Here is an 11,711-nt window from a genome sequence, read left to right on the forward strand (position 1 = left end):
CGTGGGGCTGCCGTGGCGAAGGTGATGCGTCGAGAGCGGCTTATTTCGTCTGCGCGCTCAGCTCACCGATCGGGGCGCGGTTCTTGAAATAGTCCCGCGTCAGCTTCACGATCACCGGGCTGAGCAGAAGCAGCGAGGCCAGGTTGGGCAGGGCCATCAGGCCGTTCAGAGTGTCGGCCAGCAGCCAGGCGAAGTCCAGTTGCGTGATGGCGCCAAACGGGATGGCGACCACCCAGACGATGCGGTAGGGTAGCGTGGATTTCGAGCCCAGCAGGAATTCCCAGCATTTTTCGCCGTAGTAGCTCCAGCCCAGGATGGTGGTGAAGGCAAAGATCACCAGCGCGACGGTCAGGATGATGCCGCCGATGCCTGGCATGGACACTTCGAAGGCGGCGGCCGACAGGGCGGCACCGCTTGCACCACTGGTCCAGACGCCCGAGCACACGATGGCCAGGCCCGTGATGCTGCAGATGATGATGGTGTCGATGAAGGTACCCATCATGCCGATCAGGCCGGATTCCACCGCATTGCTGGTGGTGCCCGCAGCCTGGGCGATACCGGCCGAACCCAGGCCGGCTTCGTTGGAGAAGATGCCGCGAGCCACACCGAAGCGGATCGCAGCCATGACGGCAGCGCCTGCAAAGCCGCCCGTGGCGGCGACCGGCGAGAAGGCGTGCGTGAAGATCAGGTCCAGGGCCTCGGGGATGCGTTCGGCATTGATGCCCAGGACGACCAGGCCAGCCAGCACGTAGGCCACGCACATGAAGGGCACCAGGGATGCAGCGACTGCGCCGATGCGCTTGATGCCGCCCAGGATGACCAGGCCGATCAGGATCATGGTGACCACGCCGGTGATCCAGGTGGGCACCGAGAAGGTGGATTCCAGGGCCAGCGCCATGCTGTTGACCTGGACCATGTTGCCGATGCCAAAGCCGGCAAAGCCGCCGAAGATCGCAAAGGCAAAGCCCAGCCAGAGCCATTTGCGGCCCAGGCCGTTCTTGATGGCGTACATGGGGCCGCCGGCGTGTTCGCCGCGCGAGTCTTTCTCGCGGAAGTGGACGGCGACGACCACTTCCGCGTATTTGGTTGCCATCCCGACCAGGGCCGTGCACCACATCCAGAACAGGGCGCCGGGACCGCCGACGGCGATGGCGGTGGCCACGCCGGCGATGTTGCCCGTCCCGACCGTGGCGGCCAGGCAGGTCATCAGGGCCTCGAAGGGGCTGATTTCACCGGTAGAGGCATCGCCGCGGCGGCGGCCGCGCCAGATCATGGCAAAGCCCGTGCCAATGCGCCGCAGCGGCATGAACTTCAACAGGATCATCAGGAAAAATCCTGTGCCCAGGATCAGCACCAGCATGGGGGGGCCCCAGACCAGGCCGTTGATGTCGTTGACGAAAGTATTCAGAGCTTCCAAGGGTTGTCTCCTGCTTCCCGAATAAAATTGGCGCCATGCTAACACCAGGGTTTCAGTGAATATTCCTGAAAATCCACTGAATCCAGTGATAAATTCCAAAAATGCCCTTATTAAGGTAAAAATAGGGTTAACCCTAACGTAGTTTTGCGACTAGGCGGGGGCGGCAGGCCTTTCTATTCTGATGTTCCGGCGGGGTGACGGCAGTCAGACCACAGCCCCGCAGCCACCAAAGAGGCCTGGTATGCGAGAACGACTGGATTGCGCTTTGTTGACCCTGGAACAGCCCTGCTGGGTTCAGGCCCTCCAAGGATCCCACCTGGGCGGGCGCCTGCACCTGCATACCCTGCAGCAGCATCACACGGTGATCGGCACACTGTTTGATGATCCTGCCCTGGCGCATGGCCGCTACGATGCCGGCCTGCTGTATGCCGACGAATCCTCGCTGCCATCGTGGCGTACCGCACTGGCGGCGCGTGCCGGTCGGTTGCCGGCGGTGCTGCTGGTTTATGCGGTCGGCTTGCGGGCCCAGGCCGTGCACGACCTGATCGCGCTGGGGGCGTCCGATTTCCTGCGGCCCCCCTTCTGCCCCGAAGAGCTCCGCGCCCGGCTGGAAGGCGCCCTGGGGCGGCTGGCGCCCGCCTGCGTGGCTGAACCCGAACCCGTCTACGGCAGTCGGGCGATCGTCGGGGCGTTGACTCCGGCCAGCCAGGGGCCCACCGAAGCCGATCTGTGCGAGACCATCCTGGATCGCTCGGGGGCCGAACTGGAAGCCTATGCCGTGGCGCTGGCGATGCAGCGGGCGACGTCGCGGGACTCCTTCCGCGATGCCAAAAGCCAGGTAGTCGCCCGCTTCGAGCGGGCCTACATCCGCGCGGCACTGGGCCGTCATGGCGGCAACGTGACCTTGGCAGCCCGCATGGCCCAGAAACACCGCCGTGCGTTCTGGGCGCTGATGCGCAAGCACGACATCGATCCCACCCCGTACCGCACGGATCCGGACGCCGACCCTTCCCGTGCCCAGGCCGGGTAAAATCCAGGATTCCCCCCGATCAAGCCGCTCTCGCGTGAATCACGCGACCGTCCACAGGAAGCCCGACGTGATCCAGTTGAAAAATGATGTGTTTCTGCGTGCGCTGTTGCGCCAGCCCGTGCCCTATACCCCGGTCTGGATGATGCGCCAGGCAGGGCGCTACCTGCCGGAATACCGGCAGACCCGTGCCCAGGCGGGTTCTTTCATGGGCTTGGCCCAGAACCCGGAATACGCCTGTGAAGTCACGCTGCAGCCATTGCGTCGCTTCGCGCTGGATGCCGCCATTCTCTTTTCCGACATCCTCACCGTGCCCGATGCCATGGGCCTGGGCCTGCAGTTCGTGACGGGCGAGGGGCCGCGCTTCGAGCGCCCCCTGCGCGACGAAGCCGCGATTGCCACCCTGCAAGTGCCCGATATGGACCGTCTGCGCTATGTCTTCGACGCCGTGTCCCTGATTCGCCGGGAACTGAACGGCGACGTCCCCCTGATCGGGTTTTCCGGCAGCCCCTGGACCCTGGCCTGTTACATGGTCGAAGGCCAGGGCAGCACCGACTACCGGCAAATCAAGACCTTGCTGTATCAGCGCCCCGATTTGCTGCACCGCATCCTGGACGTCAATGCCCAGACGGTTCAGGCGTACCTGAATGCCCAGATCCGCGCGGGCGCCCAGGCCATCATGGTGTTCGACAGCTGGGGGGGCGTGCTGGCGGATGGCCTGTTCCAGCAGTTTTCCCTGTACTACACGCGCCAGGTGGTCGATGGCCTGCTGCGCGAACATGATGGGCAGCGCATTCCCCTCATCGTCTTCACAAAGGGCGGCGGCCAATGGATCCAGGATATCGCCGCCAGCGGCTGCGATGCCGTGGGGCTGGACTGGACCGCTCGGCTGTCGACGGCGCGGCGCGCCGTCGACGACCGCGTCGCTTTGCAGGGCAACCTCGACCCCATGGCGCTGTTTGGCGGCGACGCCGGCATCCGCACCGAGGTCCGCCGCGTGCTGGCGGATTTCGGCAAGGTCGGGTCGGGCGGGCATGTGTTCAATCTGGGGCACGGCATTTCGCAGTTCACGCCGCCAGAGGCCGTCCTGTCCCTGATCGACGAGGTCCACACCGCCAGCCGTGCCTATCACGTCTGACGGCAAGCCTCCCTGGGCCTGGGGGCCCGGGGCGCTTGACTTTTGTGCTTATGCACAATTTTTTTCGGATCGGGGTTAACACCGATATTCCTGGAATGACTCTGGGTTTCATTCATAAACTATTGATATAAAAGACAAAACTAATAAATACCATTATTTTGATAAGTCTTGACTCGCGCAGGGAACTGGTGTTGATCCGTTTGTTCCCGTTTTCTCCACAAAGTTATCCACAGGCTGGGAAAATTCATCCTCATGCTTGATCAGCCCGACTCCCCGCATCTGGGCCAACCTGGCGGATCCACGTCGCCGGTCTACCTGGCAGTCGCGCTGGACGTCCCTTTGCCAGGGCTGTTCGATTATTCCCACGACGTTCCCGTCGCGCCCGGGGTGCGGGTGCGGGTGGTGTTCGGTCGCCGAGCCATGATCGGCATGGTCTGGGCCGTTCGGGATCATCCCGGGGTGTCTGCCGACCGCGTGCGCCCCATCGAGGCCGTTCTGGATGATCTGCCGCCCATGCCGGCCGACTGGCTGCGGCTGGCGGACTTTGCCGCGCAGTACTATCACCGCCCCCTGGGCGAGGTGCTGCTGCCGGTATTGCCGCCGCCCTTGCGCAAACCCGCCGCCTATACCGGGGCTCGCGCGGCGGGCGGCCCGGTCTGCAGGGCGGATCGGAGACCGGGTGCGGGCGCTCTGCGGGCGGGACCGGGCAATGGATCGGCGGTCGATCCGGTCATGCTGACCGCCGGTCAGCAAGCCGCCCTGGATCAGCTGCAGACCCTGCTGTCGGCTGGGCGCGGGGTGGCGCTCCTGCATGGCGTGACGGGCAGCGGCAAGACCGAACTGTATCTGCGGCTGGCCCGCCAGGTGCTGGATCAGGGGCGGCAGGTGCTGATTCTGGTGCCGGAAATCAATCTCACCCCGCAGCTGGAACAGGTCGTCAGGGCGCGCCTGTGCTCGGCGGCCGGCGATCTGGCCGTGTTGCACAGCCGCCTGTCCGATGGCGATCGGTTGCGCGCCTGGCTGCGGGCATCCCGAGGACAGGCTTCCCTGCTGCTGGGCACCCGCCTGGCGCTGATGACGCCCCTGCCGCGCCTGGGTCTGATCGTGGTGGACGAAGAGCACGACGCCTCGTACAAACAGCAGGATGGCCTGCGCTATTCGGCGCGCGACCTGGCCGTCTGGCGCGGGCATGACCTGGGGATTCCCGTGGTGCTGGGGTCGGCGACCCCGTCCCTGGAAACCTGGCGTCGCGCCCAGCGCGGGGATTACCGGCTGGTATCCCTGCCGGAACGCGCCCAGGCCCAGCCGCTGCCCGACATCCTGCTGGTCGATACGCGCCGGGCGCAGCTGGAACAGGGTTTCACGCCGCAGCTGCTGCAGGCGCTGGAGGCGCGGCTGGAACAGGGCGAGCAAAGCCTGGTGTTCCTGAATCGGCGCGGTTATGCCCCGGTGCTGCGCTGTTCGTCCTGCGGCTGGGTCAGCCAGTGCCGCCGCTGTACCGCGCATACGGTGCTGCATCGGGTGGCCGGGCGTCGGGCCGTGCTGCAATGCCACCACTGTGGCGATGCCCAACCCGTGCCGCGCGCCTGCCCGGATTGCGGCGACCAGGATCTGCAGCCCATGGGCCGGGGCACGCAGAGGGTCGAGGAATTCCTGGCCGAGCGCTTTCCCCAGGCGCGGATCATACGCATCGATGCCGACGCCACGCGGCGCAAGGGCAGCGCCGAGGCCCTGTTCGCCCAGGTGCATGACGGTCGGGCCGATATCCTGGTCGGCACCCAGATGGTGTCCAAGGGCCACGACTTCGCGCGCCTGGGCCTGGTGGGCGTGCTCAATGCCGATGCCATGCTGTTCGCCCAGGACTTCCGTGCGCCGGAACGCCTGTTCGCCCAGCTGATGCAGGTGGCGGGCCGCGCGGGGCGGCGGGCCGGCGGGGCCCAGGTCCTGGTGCAGACCGACTATCCCGATCAGCAGGTGTATCAGGCCTTGTGTCGGCACGATTACCTGCGCTTTGCCGAATCCTCCCTGGCCGAGCGCCAGGATCTGGGCCTGCCGCCGTTTTCCAGCCAGGCCCTGGTGACGGCCCAGGCGACGCATCTGGCCGATGCGCTGGATTTCCTGCGGGCCGTCCGGGCGCAGGCCGACAGCTTGCCGGAATCGGCCGGGGTCTATCTGTACGATGCCGTGCCCCTGCGGGTTGTGCGGGTGGCACGAATCGAGCGGGCCCAGTTGCTGATCGAGTCCCCTGGGCGTGGTGCGCTGCACGGCCTGCTGCGTGTCCTGCTGCCGCAGGCCGACGCACTGGCCGCAGGGCGGCCGGTGCGCTGGGGGGTCGAAATCGATCCCCAGGAAATCTGAGATGGACCTGAACCCCAGCCAGCACGAAGCCGTGCGCTACCTGGACGGCCCCTGCCTGGTGCTGGCCGGCGCGGGCAGTGGCAAGACGCGCGTCATCACGCGCAAGATGGCCTACCTGCTGCGTGAATGCGGCTACCAGGCCCGTCACGTGGTGGCGCTGACCTTCACCAACAAGGCCGCGCGGGAAATGAACGAACGCGTCCGCACCCTGGTCGACCCCCGGTTGCTGCGTGGCCTGACGGTCGGCACCTTCCATTCCCTGGGCCTGCGGTTCTTGCGCGAGGAATATGCGGGGCTGGGGCTCAAACGCGGGTTTTCCATCCTGGATGCCACCGATGCGCAGGGCATCATCCAGGAATTGCTGGCTACAACCGACCGTGCCCGCTTGCGGGCCGTGCAGCAGATGATTTCCCTGTGGAAGAACGCCCAGCTGGACCCTGACGGCGCGTCCCGGGCGGCCCAGGGGCCGGACGAGGCGGAAGCCGTGCGCGTCTACCGCAGCTACGAGGCGACCTTGCGGGCCTATCAATCGGTCGATTTCGACGATCTGATCCGATTGCCGGCGCAACTGCTGCAGGATGACGAGTCCGTGCGGCAGCGCTGGCAGGCGCGGGTGCAGTACCTGCTGGTGGACGAATACCAGGACACCAATGCCTGCCAGTACCAATTGGTACGCCTGCTGTGCGGCGACCGGGCCATGCTCACGGCCGTGGGCGACGATGACCAGGCCATCTACGCCTGGCGCGGCGCCACGGTAGAAAACCTGGCCCAGCTGGAACGCGATTACCCGCGCCTGAGGCTGATCAAACTCGAACAGAACTATCGCTCGGTGCAACGCATCCTGCAGGCTGCCAACCAGGTGATCAGCCACAACCCCAAGACCTTCGACAAGACCCTGTGGTCCGACCTGGGGATGGGCGATCCCATTGGCGTGACCCCGATGGATTCGGACCTGATCGAGGCGGAATCGATTGCCATGCGCCTGTCGGCCGCTCGTTTCGAGCGCCAGGCCCAATGGAAGGACTTTGCTGTCCTGTACCGGGGCAATCACCAGGCCCGGACCATGGAGCAGGCGCTGCGCACCCTGCGCATCCCCTATACCGTGTCCGGCGGCCAGAGTTTTTTCGATAAGGCGGAAATCCGCGACGTGCTGGCCTGGCTGCGCCTGATCGCCAACGAAGACGAAGATCCCGCCTTCATCCGTGCAGCCACGACGCCCCGTCGGGGCATTGGGCAAAATACCCTGCAGGCCCTGGGCGGCGAGGCAGCCCGGCGGGGGGTATCCCTGTTCACCGTCGCTGCCGACGTGACCGAGGCCATTTTGCCCGCTGCCCGCCAGCGCGAGGCGGTGCAGGGCTTTGTCCACCTGATCCAGCATTTCCAGGGCCGGGCGGCCCGGCGAGGCGGTGCGGTGCCGCCCTTGCCGGGCGCAGACGTCCAGGGTGATCTGCTGGCCTTCGATCCGGACCCCGCGCCCGCAGAATTCGAGGCCTCCGGAGGATCGCGCGATGCGCCGCAGGCAGTGACCGCAGGGCTGTCAGGTGCGGCCGTCGGCATCGACGGTCTGCGTGAAGACAATGCCGCCCGGGTGCTGGACGACCTGCTGGCCGCCATGGGCTACGAGCGCCATCTCTATGACACGCTCGACGAACGTCAGGCCCAGACGCGCTGGGCCAACGTGCTGGAACTGCTGGAATGGCTCAAGCGCAAGGCCGACGAAGACGACATGACCCTGCTGGAACTGGTGCAGCACGTGGCGCTGGTCACCATGCTGGAACGCTCGGACGACGAGGAACCCGATGCGGTCAAGCTGTCCACCCTGCATGCCTCCAAGGGACTGGAGTTTCCGCACGTCTATCTGATCGGGGTCGAAGAGGGCCTGCTGCCGCATCGCGGCGGGGATGACGAGGGTGACGTCAGCGAGGCCGCCATGGCGGCCCGGGTGCGCCGTATTCAGGAAGAGCGCCGTCTGATGTACGTCGGCATCACCAGGGCTCAGCGCACCTTGCAGATCAGCTGGTGCCGCAAGCGGCGGCGCGGGCGCGAGGACACCATGTGCGAACCTTCTCGCTTCATCGCCGAGATGGGCCTGCAGGCGCAGGCAGATGGTTCCGTGCCAGGGGCATCTGAAATGGACCCGGATCGCGCCCTGAGCAGCCTGAAGAACCTGCTCAAGCGCCCATGAAAAACAGCCACACCGTCCAAGACGATGTGGCTGTCCGATATTCCGGTGTGCTGGGGCCGCGCCCGCAGGTCAGGCCCCGGCCCTGATTACCAGGGCGTACGGTTGTACAGCATGTTGCGAGCACGTGCCTCGGCCTGGGCATTGATGACGGCCACGATGCCGCGACCCACTGCCTTGACGCCCCGGCCCAGTGCGCGACCGGCGGTGCGCAGGCCCTTTTTCAGGGACAGAGGTTGCGTTTCGTTCAGAAACGTATGGGCGTAGGCGCGTTCCAGCGCATCAGACATCAGGTTCGGGGTGTGGGCGTAGTTCATGACTGACTCCTGTTTCAGAAGCTTCAGATTTTCAACAAGGTCAGTATAGGGTAAACCCTAGGATAAAGCTAGGGGTAAACCCTAATATTTACCCTAGGGTCGAAATTACGCATGGATGTGTGGTGAAAACCACAATGTCACCCCACCGGGCGCGCGTACCAGAAAGGCAAAGGCCGGATCGGCGCATGCAGATCCGGCCTTTGCCTTTCTACACGGCGTCAGTCCTTGCGGGCGAAGAATCGCTGAAACGCTGCCTGGGCCTCCGCGCTTTTCAGGCGCTCGAAGAAAACGGAGGCTTCGGCATCCAGCACCTGATGCACTGTGTCTCGTTCGGGGGCTCGCAGCAACTGCTTGCTGGCGCGCACGGCCTGGACAGGTTGCGCCGCCAATGCCTGGGCGCACGCCCGGGCGGCCGACAGGGGATCGTCCTGGATGCTGCTGATCAGCTGGCCGGCCAGGGCCTCGTCGGCATCGAAGGGCTGCGCCTGCAGCAGCCACTGCGCCGCACGGCGCGAGCCCGCCAGCCGGGGCAGCAGGAAACTGGATGCGCCCTCCGGGCACAGGCCCAGCGAGACGAACGGCAGGCGAAAGACCGCACTGCGGTCGGCATACACGAAATCGCAATGGGCCAGCAGGGTCACGCCAACGCCCACCGCCTGCCCCCGTACGGCGGCGATGACGGGCACATCGACGCTGGCCAGCGTGTGCAGAAAAGCGATCGAGCCCACGTCGCGGCTGTCATGCGGCATCTGGAATTCCGCCAGATCATTGCCGGCGGTGAAGTGGCCGCCCGCGCCGTGCAGGACGACGGCGGCGCACGTCGGGTCGTCGTCGGCGTCCCGCAGCGCCCGGTCGATGTCGCGATACATGGCGTCGGTCAGGGCGTTGCGCCGTTCCGGCCGGTCGATCAGGATTTCCAGGGTGGAGCCGTCGCGGGTCTGGCGAATCATGAGCAGGTCTCCGTGATGAAGCAGTCCCGTAGCGCGTGGGCGGCCTGCTGGTATTCATCGCGCAGACGGGCGACGATGTCGGCGGTAGGCTGCACGGCATCGATGTTGCCTACGCCCTGGCCGGCGCCCCAGATGTCGCGCCAGGCCTTTTTGCTGTCGCTGCCAAAATGGGTGTCCTGGGCAGCGGGCAGGTGGTCTGGATCCAGGCCGATGTTGCGCACGCAGGGTTTCAGGTAGTTGCCCGGGATGCCGGTGAAATAGGGGGTGTAGACGATGTCGGCGGCGGCCGTGTCGACGATCATCTGTTTGTATTCGGCCTGGGCATTGGCTTCGGCGCTGGCGATGAAGCGCGTGCCGATATAGGCGAAATCCGCCCCCATGGCGCGCGCGGCCAGGATGTCCTGTCCCCGGCTGATGGCGCCCGACAGGCAGATCGGCCCGTCGAATATCCGCCGGACCTCGCCCAGCAGGGCAAAGGGCGACAGGGTCCCGGCATGGCCGCCCGCGCCGGCGCAGACCAGGATCAGGCCGTCCACGCCGGCTTCGATGGCCTTTTGCGCGTGCCGCAGGGTCGTCACGTCGTGAAAGACCTTGCCACCCCATCCGTGCACGGCATCCACGACCTGGCCGGGCGCCCGCAGGCTGGTGATGATCAGCGGCACGCGGTGCCGGGCGCAGGTTTCCAGGTCGGCCTGCAGCCGGTCATTGGATTGGTGGATGATGTGGTTGATGGCATAAGGCGGGATCGGCCGGTCGGGGTCGGCGGCCCGCAAGGCAGCCAGGCCGTCTTCGATCTGCGTCAGCCAGGCGTCCAGCGTCTCCTGGGGCCGGGCGTTCAGGGCCGGCATGGACCCGATGATGCCGCTGGCGCATTGCGCGATCACCAGTTCCGGGTTGGACACGATGAACATGGGGGCGGCCATGACCGGCAGGGTCATGGTCTGGTGCAGCGAGGCTGCCAAGGAATGAGGCATGAGGATGGTCTCCCGCAGAGTAACTCGCCTATTCTAATTCAAACGATCGTTTGAACCATGCGGGGTATCCCGGATGCGCGATGCCGTTCGCCCAGCCACACAAGAAAAAACCCCCGAGCCGGAAGCGGCATCGGGGGTTCGGGAACCTAAGAAGGCGCGCGGCGGTTTATTTCGCGGCGTCCACCATGTATTCGATGGCGGCCTTCAGTTCGTCGTCAGTGGCCTGCGAGCCCCCGCGCGGCGGCATGGCACCCACGCCCGAGATGGCTTTCTTCAGCATGGCGTCCAGGCCGGTCTTGATGAAGGGTTCCCAGGAAGCCTTGTCGCCGAATTTCGGCGCGCCGGCCACGCCCACCGAGTGGCAGGTGATGCAGACGGACTTGTAGAGCTTTTCGCCCACGGTGTTGCCGGCGGATGCCTGGGTGGCTTCGGCCTTCGGCGCGGCGGCCGGTTGCGCTGCGGGTTGTTCAGCCGCCTTGGGGGCGGCGGCCTGCGCGGCCGGCTTTTGTTCGGCGGGCTTGGCTGCAGCGGCGGGCGCGGCTGCAGCGGCTGCAGGTGCGGCGGCCTGATCGCCAGCCGGTTCCTTGGGTTCCGGGAAGTCGGCGCCAGAATGGTTGGTCATGTAGGCCACGGCGCGGGCGACTTCAAAGTCATCCAGCGAGGAGTTGCCGCCCTTTGGGGGCATGGCGCCGATCCCATGGATGGCGTTCTTGACCAGGTCTTCGAAGCCTTGCTTGATGAACGGCGCCCAGGCGTCCTTGTCGCCGAATTTCGGCGCACCGGCCACGCCGGAGCCGTGACAGGCGACACAGGTGGACTGGAAGACCTGTTCGCCGGTCTTGAAGACCTTGGGCGCGTTGGCGTCGACCAGCTTGAACCCGGCCACGGGCTGGATGCGTTTGGCGATGGCTTCTTCGGTCTGGCTGTCGGAACCGTAGCCCGTGCGGATCGAGGAGCCCACCAGGTTGACCAGCAGAATGATGACCGAGATGGGTATCACGAAGGCCAGCACGACGGTGATCAGCAGCTGTTTTGGTGTCTTGATGGGACTTTCGTGTCCGTGCCCGTGTTCGGCGTGTTCTGGAAGACTCATGTTGGGTTCCTGGGATATTGGAATGCGGCCATTGGCCTGCCGCCGGTGTCGTGTCGCCCGACCGTTTCTGTTACAGGCCTCAACCTTCGATTATAGCGACAGCCCCGGTACACTGCAGGGATAGGATAAACCCGCTACAATGTCGAGCCCCCGTATTGCAATGATGCGGGGCTGCATCGGCAGCCATGCCGATGACCTCGGCGCCTGTAGTTCAATGGATAGAATAGGAGTTTCCGAAGCTTCTGATACAGGTTC

General features: G+C 65.5%; 9 protein-coding genes. 4 read left to right on the forward strand and 5 right to left on the reverse strand.

The window, feature by feature from the left end; genetic code table 11:
• Positions 1-40: 40 nt before the first annotated feature.
• The gene (locus VDP74_RS08450; protein WP_322999194.1) at positions 41-1,360 is read right to left on the reverse strand and encodes a sodium:alanine symporter family protein; all 1,320 of its coding nucleotides are present in this window, start codon (positions 1,358-1,360) and stop codon (positions 41-43) included.
• 298 nt (positions 1,361-1,658) lie between these two features.
• On the opposite strand from VDP74_RS08450, the gene VDP74_RS08455 reads away from it, so the two are divergent.
• From VDP74_RS08455 to VDP74_RS08470, 4 genes are all read left to right on the forward strand, one after another.
• On the forward strand, positions 1,659-2,447 hold the full coding sequence (locus VDP74_RS08455) for a helix-turn-helix domain-containing protein (protein ID WP_322999183.1): 789 nt from the start codon (positions 1,659-1,661) through the stop codon (positions 2,445-2,447).
• Positions 2,448-2,514: 67 nt separating this feature from the next.
• The gene (gene hemE / locus VDP74_RS08460; RefSeq protein ID WP_322999184.1) at positions 2,515-3,582 is read left to right on the forward strand and encodes a uroporphyrinogen decarboxylase; all 1,068 of its coding nucleotides are present in this window, start codon (positions 2,515-2,517) and stop codon (positions 3,580-3,582) included.
• Between the two features lie 252 nt (positions 3,583-3,834).
• Positions 3,835-5,940, forward strand: coding sequence for a primosomal protein N' (locus tag VDP74_RS08465; RefSeq protein ID WP_322999185.1), 2,106 nt, complete (start codon positions 3,835-3,837; stop codon positions 5,938-5,940).
• Between the two features lies 1 nt (position 5,941).
• Positions 5,942-8,125: a UvrD-helicase domain-containing protein gene (locus tag VDP74_RS08470; RefSeq protein WP_322999186.1), complete on the forward strand. Its 2,184-nt coding sequence runs from the start codon at positions 5,942-5,944 to the stop codon at positions 8,123-8,125.
• 86 nt (positions 8,126-8,211) lie between these two features.
• Here the strand turns inward: VDP74_RS08470 and VDP74_RS08475 are convergent, their stop codons facing one another.
• The 4 genes from VDP74_RS08475 to VDP74_RS08490 all read right to left on the reverse strand — a co-directional run bounded on the left by VDP74_RS08475 (position 8,212) and on the right by VDP74_RS08490 (position 11,456).
• Positions 8,212-8,439, reverse strand: coding sequence for a hypothetical protein (locus tag VDP74_RS08475; protein WP_322999187.1), 228 nt, complete (start codon positions 8,437-8,439; stop codon positions 8,212-8,214).
• Between the two features lie 218 nt (positions 8,440-8,657).
• Positions 8,658-9,389, reverse strand: coding sequence for an enoyl-CoA hydratase/isomerase family protein (locus VDP74_RS08480; protein ID WP_322999188.1), 732 nt, complete (start codon positions 9,387-9,389; stop codon positions 8,658-8,660).
• The gene (locus VDP74_RS08485) at positions 9,386-10,363 is read right to left on the reverse strand and encodes a nitronate monooxygenase (protein WP_322999189.1); all 978 of its coding nucleotides are present in this window, start codon (positions 10,361-10,363) and stop codon (positions 9,386-9,388) included. The genes VDP74_RS08480 and VDP74_RS08485 overlap by 4 nt, the downstream gene beginning before the upstream one ends.
• A gap of 166 nt (positions 10,364-10,529) precedes the next feature.
• Positions 10,530-11,456, reverse strand: coding sequence for a c-type cytochrome (locus VDP74_RS08490; RefSeq protein ID WP_322999190.1), 927 nt, complete (start codon positions 11,454-11,456; stop codon positions 10,530-10,532).
• Between the last annotated feature and the right edge of the window lie 255 nt (positions 11,457-11,711).

Origin of the sequence: Castellaniella sp. (genome assembly GCF_034674885.1) — a bacterium.
GTDB lineage: Bacteria > Pseudomonadota > Gammaproteobacteria > Burkholderiales > Burkholderiaceae_B > Castellaniella.